11 protein-coding genes are annotated in these 18212 nt (G+C 72.8%); 4 read left to right on the top strand and 7 right to left on the bottom strand.

From position 1 onward, the window contains the following. Positions 1-25: 25 nt before the first annotated feature. The 6 genes from AB0K80_RS16640 to AB0K80_RS16615 form a co-directional block, all read right to left on the bottom strand. Entirely contained in the window at positions 26-1594 is a 1569-nt protein-coding gene (locus tag AB0K80_RS16640; protein ID WP_365670062.1) for an acyl-CoA carboxylase subunit beta, read from the bottom strand. Between the two features lie 143 nt (positions 1595-1737). After that, positions 1738-4665 (bottom strand): AAA family ATPase, encoded by a 2928-nt coding sequence (locus tag AB0K80_RS16635; RefSeq protein WP_365670060.1) that lies wholly within the window; start codon positions 4663-4665, stop codon positions 1738-1740. 195 nt (positions 4666-4860) lie between these two features. Then, positions 4861-5868 carry a (-)-alpha-amorphene synthase gene (locus tag AB0K80_RS16630; RefSeq protein WP_365670058.1) on the bottom strand — a complete coding sequence of 336 codons (1008 nt, stop codon included), beginning with the start codon at positions 5866-5868 and terminating at the stop codon, positions 4861-4863. Beyond that, entirely contained in the window at positions 5852-7297 is a 1446-nt protein-coding gene (locus AB0K80_RS16625) for a cytochrome P450 (protein ID WP_365670055.1), read from the bottom strand. The genes AB0K80_RS16630 and AB0K80_RS16625 overlap by 17 nt, the downstream gene beginning before the upstream one ends. Before the next feature lie 200 nt (positions 7298-7497). After that, entirely contained in the window at positions 7498-7644 is a 147-nt protein-coding gene (locus AB0K80_RS16620) for a hypothetical protein (RefSeq protein WP_365670053.1), read from the bottom strand. 124 nt (positions 7645-7768) lie between these two features. Next, positions 7769-8239 (bottom strand): SRPBCC domain-containing protein, encoded by a 471-nt coding sequence (locus tag AB0K80_RS16615; protein ID WP_365670052.1) that lies wholly within the window; start codon positions 8237-8239, stop codon positions 7769-7771. A 135-nt stretch (positions 8240-8374) separates the two neighbouring features. Here AB0K80_RS16615 and AB0K80_RS16610 point away from each other — a divergent pair, with 135 nt between their 5' ends. From AB0K80_RS16610 to AB0K80_RS16600, 3 genes are all read left to right on the top strand, one after another. Beyond that, on the top strand, positions 8375-9223 hold the full coding sequence (locus tag AB0K80_RS16610; protein WP_365670049.1) for an RNA polymerase sigma factor SigF: 849 nt from the start codon (positions 8375-8377) through the stop codon (positions 9221-9223). A gap of 73 nt (positions 9224-9296) precedes the next feature. Further along, positions 9297-9845 carry a phosphatase PAP2 family protein gene (locus AB0K80_RS16605; RefSeq protein WP_365670046.1) on the top strand — a complete coding sequence of 183 codons (549 nt, stop codon included), beginning with the start codon at positions 9297-9299 and terminating at the stop codon, positions 9843-9845. Between the two features lie 159 nt (positions 9846-10004). Further along, a complete protein-coding gene (locus tag AB0K80_RS16600; RefSeq protein ID WP_365670043.1) occupies positions 10005-11711 on the top strand; it encodes a RecQ family ATP-dependent DNA helicase in 1707 nt (568 codons plus the stop codon). 49 nt (positions 11712-11760) lie between these two features. Here AB0K80_RS16600 and AB0K80_RS16595 read toward each other — a convergent pair whose 3' ends face one another. Next, a complete protein-coding gene (locus AB0K80_RS16595; RefSeq protein WP_365670041.1) occupies positions 11761-12522 on the bottom strand; it encodes a ZIP family zinc transporter in 762 nt (253 codons plus the stop codon). 294 nt (positions 12523-12816) lie between these two features. Between AB0K80_RS16595 and AB0K80_RS16590 the strand changes: the two genes are divergently transcribed. Next, entirely contained in the window at positions 12817-18021 is a 5205-nt protein-coding gene (locus AB0K80_RS16590) for a family 43 glycosylhydrolase (RefSeq protein ID WP_365670038.1), read from the top strand. Positions 18022-18212 lie beyond the last annotated feature (191 nt).

Below are 18212 nucleotides of genomic sequence, written 5' to 3'. Positions count from 1 at the left end.
AGAGACGCAGGGAGGCGGAGAGGCGCTAGAGCGGGATGTTGCCGTGCCGGCGCTCCGGCATCGGGGCGCGTTTGCCGCGCAGCGCGCGCAGGGCACGGCAGAGCTGGTCACGGGTGTCGCGTGGGGCGATCACGGCGTCGATGTAGCCGCGTTCGGCGGCGAGGTAGGGGGTGCCGTGGGTGCGCTCGTACTCCGCGATCAACCGGGTGCGCAGCGCCTCGGGGTCGGCGGCGGCGGCCAGTTCGCGCCGGTGCAGGACGCCCACGGCGCCCTCGGCGCCCATGACCGCGATCCGGGCCGTGGGCCAGGCGAGGCTGACGTCGGCGCCGAGGTGCTTGGACCCCATCACCGCGTATCCGCCGCCGTACGCCTTGCGCACCACCACCGTCACCTTGGGCACGGTCGCCTCGGCGTAGGCGTACAGCAGTTTGGCGCCGCGCCGGACGATGCCGGCCCGCTCCTGCCGGACGCCCGACAGATAGCCCGGCACGTCCGCGAACGTCACCAGGGGGATGCCGAACGCGTCGCAGAACCGCACGAACCGCGCCGCCTTCTCCGAGGCGTCGATGTCCAGCACCCCGGCCGCGTGCAGCGGCTGGTTGGCGACCACCCCCACCGAGCGGCCCTCGACGCGGGCCAGGGCGCAGATGATGTGCGGCGCGAACAGCGGCTGGACCTCCAGCAGCTCCCCGTCGTCGAGCACCGCACGCAGGATCTCCCGCATGTCGTAGGCCTCGCCGGCGCGGTCCGGGACGATGCCGTCGAGCTCTTCCCCGCTCCCGGCGCGCCCGGGGGCGTACTCGGGGGGCCGCTCCAGGTTGTTGGCCGGGAGGTACGACAGCAGGTCCCGCACGGTGTCGAGGGCGTCCTCCTCGTCGGCGGCCAGGAAGTGGGCGTTGCCGTTGACGGTGTTGCTGGTGCGGGCGCCGCCCAGCTCCTCGGCGGTGGTGCGCTCGCCGGTGACCGCGGCGATGACGTCCGGGCCGGTGACGAACATGTGCGAGGCGCCGTCCACCATCACCGTGAAGTCGGTGATCGCCGGCGAGTAGGCGGCGCCGCCCGCGCACGGCCCCAGCAGGACCGAGATCTGCGGGATCACCCCGGACGCCCGTACGTTGCGGCGCACCAGCTCGGCGTAGAGCGCGAGCGAGGCGACGCCCTCCTGGATGCGGGCCCCGCCGGAGTCGTTGAGTCCGACCACCGGGCAGCCGGTCTTCAGGGCGAGTTCCATCAGCGCCACGGTCTTCTCGCCGAACGCCTCGCCCATGCTGCCGCCGAACACCGTGGAGTCCTGCGCGAACACGCACACCGGGCGCCCGTCGACCGTGCCGTACCCGGTGACCACCCCGTCGCCGTAGGGCCGGCGGGAGGTGTCCCCGAAGGGCCGGGCCCGTACGAACAGCCCGGTCTCGGTGAACGAGTCCTTGTCCAGCAGCCGTTCGATCCGCTCCCGGGCGCCGAACTCACCGCGTCTGCGCGGCCCGCCCGGCGCCAGCGCCTCCTCCTGCCGCCGCGCCAGACCCGCGATGCGGGCCGCGGTGCCCCCGGGCGCGTACCGCGCCGTGTCCCCCGGACCGGATGCCGTCGCCTCCATGGTCACCACCACCTCCGAAGTGGTTGTCGAATATGGCAGCGACCGGACGTGCTGGTGGAGCAAAACGGCGTCTGCGTGGGGGAGTTGAGCCTTCCGCTCCGGCCTTTCATCCCCGGATGACAAGGGGAGCGGAAGACCGCCGGTCAGGTCCGGGGCCGCGGATAGGTCTCCAGGGCCGGGGCGAGTCCGGCGGCATCCGTGCCGATCTTCCGGTACACGGACGACAGCAGCTGCCGCACCCCCTGCTCGGTCAGGTGCAGTTCCTTGGCGACGACCGCGACCGGATGCCCCTGGGCCGTCAGCTCGGCGGCCGTACGCTCGGCGGCGGTGAGCGTGTCCGTCTGCGCGTACCGCAACGGCAGCGGCCGCAGCCCGGCCGCGGACAACTCCTCCCGGGCCCGCGCCGCCAGCGTCTCGGCACCGCAGTGCACGGCCCCCTCCAGGCCCTGGTACAGCCGGTCAGCGGCCTCGGTGAGCCGGCCGTTGCGGGACAGGGCGGCACCGTAGCCCACCAGGGCGCGGGCCAGCTCGTGGGCGGCCGGTGACCGCTCCAGGTGGTCGACGGCCTCCGCGTACAGCTCCAGCGCCGACGGCCCGCCCGTCACCTCGGCCAAGGTGTGCACACTCTGCCCGATCACGGACGCCGCACCGAAGTCCCGGGCCCGCTTGACGGCCTCCCGCGCGTGCTCGGCCGCCCGCTCCGGAGCGGTACGGGCCAGCACCCGGGCCAGGTTCAGCTGCCAGGGGCACCAGGCGGGGTTGCGCCAGTCCCGCGACTCAAGCCACTCCCCGACGGCGGACAGCTTCTCCTGCGCCTCCTCGTAGCGCCCCTCGGCCATGAGCAGTTCGGCGTAGACCGTGCGGGGGTCGGGGTAGGTGACGGCGTTCGGGGTCTGGTCCGCGTAGTGGTACCGGTCGGCGAGCCGGCGGGCCGTGTTCAGCCGGCCGCGGGCCACCAGTGTCTGGATGAGGACCCCGACGGCGAACCACAGGGCGGGGACGGCGCCTTCGACTCGTTCGGCGGTGCGCAGGCCTTCCCAGACCCAGTTCTCCGCCTCGGCCAGGCAGCCCCTGCGGTACCGGATGTAGCCGTACAGGGCCTGACCGACGGCCAGGTGGGAGCCGCGCCAGCCCTTGGCCACGCACTCGGCCATGCCCTTGGTGAACAGGTCCTCGGCCCGCCGCGGCTGGTCGCAGTACATGAAGGCCAGGGCCACGGAGACGGGCACCTCGAAGCCCCGGTTCTCGTCGGTCCAGCTCATCCCGCCCCGCAGGGCCTCTTCGGCGAACAGCAGAACGCTCTCCCGCGGCTCGCCGCGCAGCAGCGCGTCCCACGCCCGCAGGCCCAGGATGCAGCGCTCCTCGAGCCCGCGTCCGGCCCGGCCCTGGCGGGCGATCAGCCGCTCGGACAGCCGTGCCAGCATGCGGGAGCGGGCGGAGGAGCCGGGTTCGTCGGTGCGGAACATGCTCCAGACGAAGTGGTCGGCCTGCATCCGCAGCCGGACACGCGGGTTGGTCGCTTTGCGCGCCTCGTCGGCGGCCACGCTCGCGGCCTCGGCCATCCGGTCGGTGTGGGCCAGCGCCTGGGCCAGCCGGTAGACGATGGAGGCGCGCAGCTCGGGATCGACCCCCGGCTCCGCCAGCGCCGCCCGCAGATGGCTGACGGTGGCCGTGGGCTCGATCAGGAACGTCGCGCAGGCCAGCTCGTGCAGCAGCGCGGCGCGTTCCTCCGCGGGGGGAGGCTCCTGCAGCGCCCGGTTCAGCAGGCGACGGGCGGCCTCCGGCGCTCCGGCGCGGAGGTACTCCCGGGCTGCCTCCCGAAGGCACTCCACGGCTTCGGGCCTCCCTTCGCAGGGGACCTCCAGCAGGTGGCGGGCGACGGCGGTGGCGCCGTGTCCCGCCGCCTGGAGGGCCTCCACGGCGGCGTTGTGCAAGCCCACCCGCCACCGTGGACGGATGTTCCGGTAGATCGTGGTCGCGATCACCGGGTGGACGAAGTCGAGACCGCCGCCGGACGCCCGGCCCTCGGCCAGGATCCGCGCCGCGCGCAGCTTCTCGACGGCCTCGGCGGCCGCCTCGCTGCCGAGGACGGCGACGGCGGCGGCGAGGTCCGGGGCGAAGGGGGCACCCAGTACGGCGGCGGCTTGCGCGAAGTACACGGTTTCCGTGCCGAGCCGTTGCAGCCGCTCGAGCAGCCCCGGGCCCTTGGTCTGCGCCGCGAGGTCCCGCATCATCGGCAGGTCCTCCCGCGTGCCCTTCAGGTTCCGCTCACCGAGCCGGATCGCCAGTTCGACGGCCTCGTACGGGCTGCCGCCGGTGACCGTCCAGCACTCCTCGCAGAACGCGTCCTCCGCCGCGTCCCCCACCTGTTCCCGCACGATCTCCGCGACGCCGGCGGCGGACAGCGGCGCGAGGCTGTAGGGGCGGTTGTGGTGACGTTCGACGAGAGAGCGGAAAGCGGCCGGCTCCGGGGGCAGTTCGTCGGGGCGGTAGGCGACGACGATCAGCAAGGGAAGGTCCGCGGCGCGCGGACCGAAGGAGGCGAGCCAGCTGAGGGACTCCGGATCGGCCCAGTGCGCGTCGTCCAGCAGCAGGACGACAGGCTCCTTCTGCAGTGCCAGGCGCGTCATGACCCAGTCGAGACCGTCGCGCACGCCGGTCGGGTCGGGCACGGGGGAGGTGTCCGCGGCCTCCAGACCGAGGGCCGCCGCGAGGATGTCGTACCAACTGCCCAGGAAGGAACGCAGGTCCGTCTCGCTCTGCGCCGCGAGGGCGGGCTGCATGAACTGGCGGACCACGCGGAACGCCAGTTCCTGCTCCGTCTCGCCGCCCCTGCCCGACAGCACCCGGAACCCGCGCGCCACGGCCCGGGCGCGTGCCTCCGCGATGAGCGCCGTCTTGCCCCGCCCGGCCGGGCCGGTGAAGGCGAGGAGCCCGCGGTGCCGTGCCCCCGGCCCGCCCTCCGCGGCGGCGCGGAGGTCCGACAGCGCGGTGTCGAGCGCCCGGAGTTCCCGCCGGCGCTCGAGCAGGGGCCGGGAGTCGGGGGACAGGGGTGGTGACCCGTACGTCATGTGCCCTACCGCTTCCTGTCGTTGGTCCTCTCGGGCAGGGCGAGCGTAGGGTCGGGACCGGCCGGCAGGCCGTTGTGCGGCAGGAGGACGACAGATAAGGGTGAATCAGACCGCGGAGCGGATTGGCGGCCTGACGCTCGGGTAGCGTTGCTCGAATGGTCTCCTCTCACCCGTGGGGTTCACGGGGGGCTCGCTTCAGGGGAGCGCCGGTGCCGTGACCGTCTCCGTGTAGCGAGGAACCGCACGGGACCAGTAGTAGCAGCCGCGTATCCAGCCGACCATGCCGTCCAGGTAACCGAGGCCGGCCGGGCTCAGGCTCGGCTGGGTTTGCGCGCGGAGCCGCTCGAACTCACGGATGGTGTCGTTGATCTGCTCGATGGCCGAGGCGACGGCCGCCGGCAGGGAGCACCGGTGGGCGCGCTGGTGGGCGAGCGCCAGGTTGATCATCTCGCCCGCCTGCTGCTCCTTCGGCGCGGAGAACAGGTCGGCTATCCACACGGCCGCGTCGACCGACAGCCGCCGCAGGCGCCGCAGGGCCGGGTGGTGGACCTCCTCGGGGGTCATCTCACACGGCTGGGCCGCCTCGTACAGCGGGTAGAACGGCTCGACGCCCGCGGTGAGCGAACGGATCGAGGTGCACACCCCGGTCCGCGGCGGAGCGGAGCCGGCGTGCGCCACCGCCTCGTACAGCAGCCCGTGCACGTACTCGCTGCTCGCCCAGGCCCAGCGCGCGGCCTGCGCCGGGGTGCACCGCTCCCTCACCTGCCGGTGGAGATCCGCCAGCGCGGCCCCGAGGGCCGTGGCGGGCCGCTCGCCGTCCCGCAGGACCGCGACGCTCTCGCACAGCATCGGCAGCAGCCGTTCCGGCCCGGTCCGGCCCACCTCCTCCGCCCGGTCGTCGAAGACGAACTGGTAGGCGATCTGGTTGGCCACGATCTGCAGGATGCCGGCGTCCACGCCCGGGCTGTTGAAGGAGGCCAACTGCGCGGGCCGCGTACGGCGGATCATCGCCGCCACCGCCGGGTCGGCGGTCAGCCCCCACCGCCGCAGCCAGGTCTCGACCCCCGCCGCCGCCTGCGTTTCGTGCGGATTGCTCCGGAAGGGAAAGGGCATGTAGAGCTCGGCGTCGATCAGGTCCCGCAGGCCGGCGGCGGAGAGGCCGCCCTGCGCGACGGCCGTGAGGTTCTCATGCGTCGTCGACACCGTTGCCACCTGCCGTTCGTGAGTCGGGTACCAGGGATCCCACCGCTGTGCGGGGCGTCCGCGGTGCGCAGGTCATCACCAGGGACCGCGGGCCGAGGGTGACCGCGGGCCGCGGTGTCCGGACGGGCCCGGGCCGGTGGCGCAGGCGCCAGTGCGCGGCGATCGTCGCCAGGGCGAGGGTGGCCTCGGCCATGGCGAACGCGTCACCGAGGCACTTCCGGCTTCCCGCGGCGAACGGGATCATCGCGCCGGGGCGTTCGGCGCCGCCGCGGCCCGGCAGCCAGCGCTCGGGCAGGAACCGGTCGGGCTCGGGGAACGACGCGGGGTCGTGGTGCAGGAGGTAGGGGCTGTACAGCACGGTCGTGCCGCGGGGCAGTCGCTGTCCGGCGAGCTCCGTCTCCCGCGTGGTGACGCGGGTGAAGAGCCAGCCCGGCGGCGAGTGGCGCAGCGTCTCGGTGAGCACGCAACGGGTGTGGACCAGGTGCGGCAGGTCCTCGGGCCCGGGCCGGGACCGACCGGCGAGCACCGTGTCGACCTCCTCGTGCAGTAACTGTTCCGCCTGCGGATGCCGGGCCAGCAGGCTCGACGCGGAGGCCAGCAGCAGCGCGGTCGTCTCGACGCCGGTCAGCAGGAGCGTGAGGAGCTGGTCGTGGACCTCCTGCTCGGTGACCCGCTCGGTGACGGTTTCCGTTCCGCCGCCGTCCGCGGCCCGCAGCAGGGTGCCCAGCAGGTCGTCCCGGCCGGTGCCCGCGTGGCGCCGCTCGGCGATCAGTGTGTCGATGAGCGTGTGCAGGCGGGCGAGCGCGCGCCGGTAGCGGAGGTTCGCGGGCGCGGGCAGCCGGAACACCGCGTCGAGCGGCACGACCGTACGGACGAACAGACCGCGGACGACGACGCCGAGACAGTCGCGTATCTCCGACGCCGTCGCGGCATCCAGCGAGTCGGAGAACAGCACCCGGCTCATCACCCGCGTGGTCAGCGTCATCATCTCGGCGCTGACGTCGACCGGCGCCCCCGCCCGCCAGGTCCGGCAGACCGCCTCCGCCTCCTCGGCCATCAGCTCCGTGTGCGCGGCGACGCGGGCCGCCCGGAAGGCGGGTTGCAGCAGTCTGCGCTGGCGGCGGTGCTCCCCGTGGGGGCAGGTGACGACCCCCTGGCCCATCAGCGGGCGCAGCCGGTCGTACTGCGGGCCGCCCTTGTCGAAGGTGCGCGCGTCCTTGAGCATCTCGTGGACCAGGTCCGGGTGACACACCATCCAGGCGTGCTGCGGGCCGAGGCGAATGCGGACCAGATCCCCGTGCGCCGGAAGGGAATTCAGGAAGTCCAGCGGGCGACGGAAAAGAGCGATACCGTGACCGATGGACGGGAATATGCCTGGAGCAGTGCCCACTGCCCAGTTTCGTTCTGGTCCGGGACCGGATTCGCTCATCGAATACCACCTGCCTCAGTCGACACACGGAATGCGGTGACGTTCCACCGAGTGGTGCGCGAAGCGTTTCCTGCCCAAGTCCAACCCGGCGACGACGTGCCGAACCCTTCCTGCGAGGGGGCGCACGGGGGCACGCAGGAGGATCAGGGGTGGCGTGGCCGAGGAGCACGGGGGCACGGCCACCGGGTCGGGATGGGTGCCTACTCCGCTCCGGGCTCGCCGTCCTCGTCGGCGCGGTAGGTCCTGGTCCAGGTGGCTCCACAGCGGCAGCGTGAGTGCTCGACCAGCTCGCCGTCCTCGGACACGGCGAGGCCGTCGCTGAGGCGGACGTGAACGTGCTGACTCATGGGTTCAGCTCTCTGTGCGGTGCCGTCGATCCTCAGTGTCGGCATATGCCCGGCTTCGGCGGCAATGACCTGCGTCACAGCGAGGTGTCCGGGAACCGTGGTCGCGGGACAGAACGGGGCACCCCTAGGCGCGCTGCTTCGCCTCCACGTACCGTGCCAGATTCGCCAGCGCCAGCCGTGTGCCCGTCTCGTTGTCGGCGGCGGGCACCGCGTCGGGGACGTTCTCGTGGACGACCAGGACGTCGGTGCCGCCGTCGCCGGCGTCGGTCAGGGTGGTCGTCATGGTCATCGTGCCGCGCAGCGCCGGGTCGTCGGTCTCGAACTCCAGGACCTCCACCACCTGCTCGTCCGGCACCAGCCGGGCGAAGTGACCCCGGTAGGTGTCGGTGCGCGCGGCGGACTTGCCGGCCCGGTCCGGCGCGTCGTACGTGAGCGAGATGCGGAACCGGCCTTGCTCCCGGGCCTCGAACTCGTGCACCTGAACGGACATGCCGGGCGGCACCCGCCACTGGGTGAGCGCCTGAGGGCTCACCAGCGCCTGGTACACGGCGGAGCGGGGTGCGTCGACATGGCCGGAGACCTGGGTCGTGTACATGACCCCACCCTAGGGGCGGGGGCCGCGCACGGGTATCGGGACCGGCCGGTCAGGGCATGGGGCCGGACATCCTGGGTAGCGGCCCGGAGAGCCCGCCGGGGGACCGAGCGGGCCGGGACGGACCAGGGAGGGCCCGTGAAGGCGACGACGAGTGTCGGCGCAGCGACCGAAGCCGGCACCGAGCTGCCGCGGATCGCCGACCCCCAGCACATCTCCCCTCAGGACGCGCGGGAGCTGTCCCGGCTGTTCTTCGAGCGGCTCGCCGTACTGGAGGAGGGCACCGCGGAGTACCAGTACGCCCGCAACACCCTCATCGAGATGAACATGTCCCTGGTGCGGTACGCCGCGGGGCGGTTCCGGGCCGGCAACCACAGCATGGAGGACGTCGTCCAGGTCGGCGTCATCGGCCTGATCAAGGCCATCGACCGGTTCGACCTCTCCCGCGAGGTCCAGTTCACCAGCTTCGCGGTGCCCTGCATCGTCGGCGAGATCAAGCGGTTCTTCCGCGACACCACCTGGGCCGTGCACGTGCCGCGCCGCCTGCAGGAGGCGCGCGCCGAACTCGCCAAGGCCACCGAGGAACTCAGCACCCGGCTCGGCCGCGCGCCCAAGGCCGCGGAACTGGCGGCCCTGATGAACCTGACCGAGGAGGAGGTCGTCGAGGCGCAGGTCGCGGCGAACGGCTACTCCTCCTCCTCCCTCGACGCCGCGATCGGAGCGGACTCCGACGAGCAGGACACGCCCCTGTCCGCCTTCATCGGCGCGGAGGATCCCGCGCTGGAACGCGTGGACGACCTCCACGCCCTCGCCCCGCTCGTCGCCGACCTGGACGAACGCGACCGGCTCATCCTCCACCTGCGGTTCGTCGAGGAGCTCACCCAGGCGGAGATCGGCCGCCGCCTGGGCATCTCGCAGATGCACGTCTCCCGTCTCACCGCGCGCATCGTGGCCCGGCTGCGCGCGGGGCTGCTGGCCACGGACTGACCGTACGCCGTCTGCCGTACTCGTCTCCGCCGGTCCCGGGTGTGACGCCCGGATCGGCGGACACTCACAGGTCATGGGCTTGCTGACCGAAGTGCGGGAGACGGATCGACACATCACGCAGCGGCTGGCCGGGCGGACCCCACCCGGTGTCCACCGGGCCCTGTCCGCGGTGGAGGAAGTGGCCGAGGGCACCAAGCTGTGGTGCGGTGCCGCCGCGGCGATGGCCTGGTGGGGCGGCCGGCGCGGCCGTACGGCGGCGGCCGCCGGGCTGACGGCGGTGGCGCTGGCGCAGCTGGTCTCCAACGGCGTGAGCAAGCAGCTCACCGGGCGTCCCCGGCCGCCCAAGGAGTGGATCCCGCACGACGAGGTCGAGGACCGTCCCGACTCCTCGTCGTTCCCGTCCGGGCACACCGCGGCCGCGGTGGCGTTCACCGCGACCGTCGCCCCCACCTGGCCGGCGGTGGGTGCCCTGTGCGCGGTACCGGCGGCGGCCGTGGCCGTCGAACGGGTGCAGAGCGGCGCCCACTACCCCACCGACGTCGCCGCCGGCGCCGTCCTCGGCCTGGCCACCGCCTGGTTCGTACGTTCCCTGCCCCGGCTGGTGCTGCGGTCCTGGCTGTAGCGGTGGCGGCAGGCCTTCTCACCGGGCCGGTGCGAGGGGCAGTCGGCCCCCGCCGGCCGGCGGCCCGCTTCCGCTTTCGTCCGGCTGCCCCGGGGTACTCAGCAGGCGCCGAGGGCGCGCCTCGTACCCGTGTCCCGGCCGAGCAGCAGGGAGCGGGTCATGGGACGGAAGGGGACGCGGGCCGGGCAGGACCGGGCCGCTCGGCTGCGCCGGATCGCCGCCGACGTGTTCGGCTGGGACACCCTGCTGCCCGAGCAGCTCACCGCCATGGAGTGGGTCCTCGACGGTGAGGACACCCTCGTCGTCATGCCGACCGGATCCGGCAAGTCCGCCGTCTACCAGGTCCCCGCCATGACCCTGTCGAGACCGGTGGTGGTCGTGTCGCCGCTGCTGGCCCTCCAGCGGGACCAGATGGCCGGCCTGCCGGAGGACGACCGGGTGCCCGGAGCCGTCGCGGTGAACTCCGCCCAGGGCGCCGCCGGCGTCCGGGCCGCCTGGGAGGCGGTGAGCCGGGGCGAGGCCCGGCTCGTGTACCTGTCGCCGGAGCAGCTGGCCAAGGACGAGGTGGTGGAGCGGCTGGCCGAGGCCCGGCCGGCCCTGGTCGTGGTGGACGAGGCGCAGTGCGTGTCGTCCTGGGGCCACGACTTCCGCCCCGACTACCTGCGCCTGGAGCAGGCCGTACGCCGCCTGGGCGGGCCCCCGGTCCTGGCCCTGACGGCGACCGCCGCCCCGCCGGTGCGCAAGGAGATCGCCGAGCGGCTCGGCATGCGCGACCCGCGGCTGATGGTGACCGGGTTCGACCGGCCCAACATCCGCCTGGAGGTGCGCCGCTTCCAGGACGACGACGAGCGGCGCCGGGCGGTGGTCGAGCGGGCCGCCGCCGAACCCAAGCCGGGCATCGTGTACGCGGCGACCCGCAAGGACAGCGAGTACTACGCGGAGGAACTGGCCTCGCTGGGCCTGGCCGCCGAGGCGTACCACGCCGGACTGCGCGCGGCCGAACGCGCCCGGATCCACGACGCCTTCCTCTCCGGCGCGGCCGACGTCGTCGTGGCGACCTCGGCGTTCGGCATGGGCATCGACAAGGCGGACGTACGGTTCGTGCTGCACGCGTCGCTGCCGGGATCCCTGGACGCCTACTACCAGGAGATCGGCCGCTGCGGCCGGGACGGGGACCCGGCCCTGGCCGTCCTGCACTACCGCCCGCAGGACACGGGCATGCAGACGTACTTCGCGGGCCGGACCCCGAGCCGTGACGCGCTGTCCGAAGTCGCCGAGGCCGTGCACGAGCACCGCGCGGACCCCGCCGACCTGGACGACCTGCGGGAGGACACGGGCCTGTCCAGGAACCGGGTCACCGCGGCCGTCAACCTCCTGGAGGAGGCCGACGCCGTCGCCACGGGGGAGGACGGCGAGGTGCGTCCGGCCCCCGGCGTGCCGCCCGGCCGGGCGGCCGAGCGGGCCGCGCGCACCGCGCAGGCGCATCGCCGCACCGACCGGTCCCGGGTCGAGATGGCCCGGGCGTACGCCGAGACGACCGGCTGCCGACGGCACTTCCTGCTCGGCTACTTCGGTGAGGAGTACGCGCCGCCGTGCGGGAACTGCGACCGCTGCGCCGAGGAGGACGCCGGGGACGGCGGGATCGGGGAGCGGCCCGCCCACCCCGACGCGGCCGCCTACCCCGTCGGCACGCAGGTCCGGCACGAGCAGTGGGGCGAGGGGACCGTGCTGAGCGAGGACCAGGACCGCATCACCGTGCTGTTCGACCAGGCCGGGTACCGCACGCTGTCCCTGGAGGCGGTGGCCGGACGCGACGACCTGCTCACGGTGCTGCACCGGCCCGGCGAGGACCGGCCGGCCACCTGACGCCCGCCCGCCGCACTCGCGCTGCCCGGCCGGGCGCCACGGCGGCCGCTCAGGCGTGCGAGAGGGCGAAGGACACCAGGAAGCCGCACACCGTGACCAGGCCGATCGCCAGATGGGCCTCCTCGAACGCCTCGGGGATCATCGTGTCGGCGATCATGGCGAGGATCGCCCCGGCGGCCACCGCCGTGACCGCGGCGATCACGGCCGGGGAGAACGCCCCGACGACGGTGTAGCCGAGGACGGCGGAGACGGTACTGGCGGCGGCGATCGCCGCCCACACCCCGAAGACGTACGCCCGGCCGCGCCCGGAGCGTTTCATCCCGGCCGAACTCGACAGTCCCTCGGGCAGGTTGCTGATGAACACCGCCGCCACCGTCACCAGGCTGACCGCCCCGCCGTCGAGCAGGCTGACCCCGATGACCGCGGACTCCGGGACGCCGTCCAGCAGCGCCCCGAGGGCCAGTGCCGTCCCGGAGCCGCCCTGCTCCGCCTCCGACGGCTGCGCCTGCGCCGGCTGGTGGCCGGAGCGTTTGCGGTGCCGGGCGCCGCGGCGGGCCAGCCACAGGTTGCCCGCGGTGTAGGCGACGGCGCCGCCGAGCGTGCCGATCGCGGCCGGGGCGAGGCCTGCCTGCTCGTACGCCTCACCGACCAGTTCGAAGGAGACCGCCGACAGCAGCACCCCGGCACCGAACGCCATCACCATGGCGATCACCTTCTGCGGCACGCGCAGCCCGTACCCGAGCGCGGCCCCGAGCAGCAGCGCCGATCCCGCCACCAGTCCCCACAGTCCCGCCTGCACCACATCAGCCATGCGGCTACCGGTACCCGAAGCGGTGCGCCGATCACCACCCGGCGGGCGTACGGGGCATCTGCCCCGACTCGTGTGTCCTTGTCAACTGCCGTTCCCGCACGGGCCGTTCGGTCGGTCGGACATTGTTCGATACCTCTTGACGCTGCCCTGTACGCCGATTGACACTCTCGCCACACGACGTCACCTCCCCGTAACGGCCGCTGTCCGCCGAGAGCGTGCCGGCGGCTCGCCGTGCCCGCCCCCTTCCGCCGCTCCTCCCGGCCCCCAGCCGGGTCTCAGCAGGGAACCTCCACCATGACGCGCATCCCCCCGCTCCGCAGCCGCGCGCGACGCCTGGCGGGCCATCTCGCCGGACCGACCGCCGCGGCGCTCCTGCTCGCCCTCGCCGGACCCGCCGCCCCGGCGGGCGCCGCGCAGACGGCCCCGGCCGCGGAGCTCACCGACGGCCTGGCCCTGTGGTACAAGCTCGACGCGCCCTCCGGCAGCACCGTGCCCGACGCCTCCGGCCACGGCCGCGACGGCACGGTGAACGGCACCGCCGACTGGTCGCCCGCAGGTCAGGGCCTCGCCTTCAACGGGACCGACACCTCCATCAAGGTGCCGGACAACCTCATGAAGGGCATGACCGCGATCACCGTCTCCCTGGACGTACGGATCGACCCCGAGCAGTCCACGCCGTACTTCCTGTACGGCTTCGGCAACTCCAGCGGCGGCAACGGCAACGGCTACCTGTTCACCACCGGCACGCCCCTGCGCACCTCGATCGCCACCGGCAACTGGTCCACCGAGCAGACCACCAGGCCGGCCGACTCCCACCAGCTCAGCCGAGGGGTGTGGAAGCACCTCGCCTACACCCAGACCGGCACCACGGGCGTGCTCTACGAGGACGGCGTGGAGGTGGGCCGCACCACCTCCGTCACCCTCACGCCCGGCGCCATCGGCTCCGGCCTGACCACCGCCAACCACATCGGCAAGTCCCTCTACTCCGGCGACAAGCTCTTCAAGGGCCGCATCCGTGACTTCCGGGTCTACGACCGCGCGCTGACGGGCTCCGAGGTCGAGCAGCTCTCCCTCCCCGTGGCCACCCAGGGCGTCGCCGACGACAAGGCGGCCCTCGGTCTCGGCGACACCAGCGCCGTCACCGCCGACCTGGACCTGCCGAAGACCGGCACGGCCGGCGGTTCCACGATCAGCTGGGCCAGCGACACCCCGTCCGTGGTGTCCGGCAGCGGCAGGGTGACGCGCCCCGCCGCCGGTGAACCCGACGCCCACGCCACGCTCACGGCGACCCTGAGGAAGGGCACCGTCACCGACACCAAGAGCTTCGCGATCACGGTCAAGGCCGCCTTCGACGACAGGACCGCCACCGAGCAGGCCGCCGAGGCGCTCACCGTCCACAACCTCGACGACGTACGCGGCAACCTCACCCTGCCCGCCCGGGGCGAGCACGGCACGGACGTCACCTGGACCTCCGCCGACCCGGACGTCGTCTCCGCCGACGGCGTGGTCCACCGCCCCGCGCACGGCGACGGCGCCACCACCGTCGACCTGACCGCCACCGTCACCAAGGGCGAGGCCAGGACGACCCGCACCTTCACCGCCAAGGTGCCCGAACTGCCCGCGAAGGCGGCCCTCAAGGGCTACCTGTTCAGCTACTTCACCGGCGAGGGCACCGCGGACGGCGAACAGCTCTACGCCGCCCTCAGCAAGGGCAACGACCCGCTGCACTGGCGGGAGCTGAACGACGGCAAGCCGGTCCTGACCTCCACGCTCGGCGAGAAGGGCCTGCGCGACCCGTTCATCATCCGCTCCCCGGAGGGCGACAAGTTCTACCAGATCGCCACCGACCTCAGGATCCACGGCAACGGCGACTGGGACGCAGCCCAGCGCACCGGCAGCAAGTCCCTCATGGTGTGGGAGTCCACCGACCTGGTGCACTGGACGAACCAGCGGCTGGTGAAGGTCTCCCCGGACAGCGCGGGCAACACCTGGGCGCCGGAGGCCTTCTACGACGCCGAGCGCGGCGAGTACGTCGTCTTCTGGGCGTCGAAGCTGTACGACAACGACGCGCACTCGGGCGACACGTACAACCGCATGATGTACGCGACCACCCGCGACTTCTACACCTTCAGCGAGCCCAAGGTCTGGATCGACCGCGGCTACTCGGTCATCGACTCCACGATGATCCAGCACGACGGCACCTACTACCGCCTCTCCAAGGACGAGCGGAACAACACCTCCTCCACGCCCAACAGCAAGTTCATCTTCGAGGAGAAGAGCGACTCGATCCTCGGCTCGTGGACCCCGGTCGCCGAGGGCATCGGCAAGGGCGCGATGAGCGCCGCCGAGGGCCCGCTGGTGTTCAAGTCGAACACCGAGGAGAAGTGGTACGCGTTCCTGGACGAGTTCGGCGGGCGCGGCTACCTACCCTTCGAGACGACGGACCTCGCCTCCGGCAACTGGACCCCGGCCACCGGGTACGACCTGCCCGCCAAGCCCCGCCACGGCACGGTCCTGCCGGTCACCCAGGCCGAGTACGACCGCCTGCTGCGCACTTACCAGCCGGACCAGCTCGTACAGAGCGTCGAGGACGTCTCCGTGAAGACGCGCGTCGGCGAGGCGCCGGTGCTGCCGGCCACCGTGATCGCCACCTACGCCGACGGCATCAAGCGGCCCGTCGCCGTCACCTGGGAGGACGTCCCGGCGTCGGAGTACGCCCAGGCCGGCACCTTCACGGTGACGGGCAGCCTGCCGGGCGGCGCCGCGCTCCCGGTCCGCGCCGAGGTCACCGTGTCGGAGGAAGGCCCCGACGTCCCCGCCGACCTGCTCCTGCACTACGGCTTCGACGAGACCGGCGGCACCATCGCCCGCGACACCAGCGGCCACGGCTACCACGGCACCTACGCCCGTACGCCCGCCTTCGGCACCGGCGTCGAGGGCGGCTCCTTCAAGATGTCCGGCGGCTCCGACTCGCCGTATGTGAAGATCCCGAACGGCGTGCTGAAGGGCGCCGACAGCGTGACCGTGTCGACGTACGCCAAGTGGAAGGGCGGCGCGAGCTTCCAGTGGCTGTTCGGCCTCGGCCCCGACAGCGACAAGTACCTCTTCGCCACCCCCTCCAACGGCGGCTCCAGTCTCTACTCGGCCATCACCAAGGCCAGTTGGTCGGCGGAGTCGAAGCTGACGGCCGGCTCGCAGCTCACGCCCGGCGAGTGGCGGCACGTCACCGTCACCCTCGACGGCACGACCGGCAGGATGGTCCTCTACGTCGACGGTGTCGAGGCGGCCCGTACGACGACCAGCATCAAGCCGTCCGAGCTGTACGACGCGCACAAGGACTACAGCGGCTACATCGGCCGGTCCCTGTACGCGGCCGACCCGTACTTCGGCGGCGAGGTCGACGACTTCCGCATCTACGACCGTGCCCTCACGGCCGCGGAGGTCATGGAGATCGGCGGCAACACCGCGGGCATCGCCAAGGCGACCCATCCCGCGCTCAAGGTCGACGCGATCGTCGACAACGCGGGCAGCAGGATCACGCTGCCGATGAAGGAGGGCACCGACCTCACCTCCCTCGCCCCGGAGTTCACCCTCGCCCACGGCGCGGCGATCAGCCCGGCGTCCGGCAGCGTGCGGGACTTCACCAAGCCGGTGACGTACGAGGTGACCGGGGCCGACGGCAAGAAGCGCACCTGGACGGTGGCGGCGCAGATCATGAGGAGCCCGGTGCTGCCGGGGCTCAACGCCGACCCGAACATCGTCCGCTTCGGCGACACCTTCTACCTCTACCCGACGACCGACGGCTTCGAGGGCTGGAGCGGGACGCGGTTCAAGGCGTACTCCTCCAAGGACCTGGTCCACTGGAAGGACCACGGCGTCATCCTCGACCTCGGGCCGGACGTCTCCTGGGCGGACAGCAGGGCATGGGCGCCGACGATCGCCGAGAAGGACGGGAGGTACTACTTCTACTTCTGCGCCGACGCCAACATCGGGGTCGCGGTGTCCGACTCGCCGACCGGGCCGTTCAAGGACGCGCTGGGCAAGCCGCTGCTCAAGGCCGGTGCCTTCCCGGGCCAGATGATCGACCCGGCGGTGTTCACCGACGACGACGGCCGGTCGTACCTGTACTGGGGCAACGGGCACGCGTACGTGGCGCCCCTGAACGCCGACATGACCTCCCTGGACACCTCACAGGTCAAGGACATCACCCCGGGCGGCTACAACGAGGGGTCGTTCGTCATCAAGCGGGACGGCACCTACTACTTCATGTGGTCCGAGAACGACACCCGCGACGAGAACTACCGCGTCGCCTACGCCACCGGTCCCTCGCCCACCGGTCCGTGGACCAAGCGGGGCGTGATCCTGGAGAAGGACCTCGCCCTCGGCATCAAGGGCCCGGGCCACCACTCCGTCGTCCACGTCCCCCACACCGACGACTGGTACATCGCCTACCACCGCTTCGCCCTCCCCGGAGGCGACGGCACCCATCGCGAAACCACCGTCGACAGGCTGGAGTTCGGCCCCGACGGGCTGATCCGCACGGTCGTGCCCACCCTCACCAGCGTCGACCCGGTCACCATCGTGCGCGCGGGCCCGGACGTCACCGGCACCGAGGGCGAGGCGATCATGCTCGCCGGCACTCTGTCCGGGGCCGGAACGCCCAAGTGGACGGTGCGGGACGGCGCCCCGTGCACCGTCGCCGACCCCGCCGCGGCCCGGACGACCGTGACCTGCTCGGACGACGGCACCTACCGGGTGACCCTGACCGGCGGGCGCGGCACCGACACCGCGCTCGTCACGGTGTCGAACGCGCCCCCGTCGATCACCTCCGTGACGGTCCCCGACGCCCCCGTCCCGGCGGGCGGCCGCGCGGCCGTCACGGTCTCCTTCACCGATCCGGGCACGGCCGACCGCCACACCTGCGCGGTCGACTGGAAGGACGGCAGCAGCCCGACGACCGGCCGGGTCACCGGCGACCGGTGCCGCGCCGAGCACGTCTACGCCACGGCGGGCGTCCGCCGCCCGGTGGTGACCGTCGAGGACGACGACGCGGGCACGGCCACCACCACGCTCCCGGAGCTGGTCACCTATGACCGTGCCGCCGGCCCGGCCGCCGGCGCCGGCACGATCACCTCGCCGGCCGGCGCCTTCCCGGCCGGGCCGCGGCTGACCGGGAAGGCGGCGTTCCTCTTCGACGCCCGCTACCGCAAGGGGGCCACCGTGCCCAGCGGGCACGCCGGGTTCGTCTTCGGCCCCGCCCGGTTCACCTTCCGCTCGACGGGCCTGGACTGGCTGGTGGTCACCGGCTCCCGGGCCGTCCTCCAGGGCTCCGGGACAGTCGGCGGCAAGGGCGGCTACGGGTTCCGCGTCACCGCCACCGACGGTCCGGACACCTACCGCATCAGCATCTGGAAGAAGTCCACCGGCGACGTCGTCTACGACAACCGCACCGGCACGCGGATCACCGGCACGGTCAGCGTCGGCGGTCACCGGCGCTAGAACCGCACCGCCCCACCGCCGCCACGGCCGAGCCGCGCCCGGGAACACCCCCGGGCGCGGCTCGGTGGCTCCGGAAGGCACTCCTGATCCGCGACCGGGTGAGGCCCGCGGTCGAGAAATTTCCACGACTTCACGCGGTCGGTGAACATTCCGTGCCCACATCCGTATCTCACAGAGGTTCCCCCATGCCG

Origin of the sequence: Streptomyces sp. NPDC052682, from assembly GCF_040678435.1 — a bacterium.
In the GTDB taxonomy this organism is placed as follows: domain Bacteria; phylum Actinomycetota; class Actinomycetes; order Streptomycetales; family Streptomycetaceae; genus Streptomyces.
The sequence above is the reverse complement of the archived record's forward strand: the minus strand, read 5'-3'. Positions and strand labels throughout refer to the sequence as shown.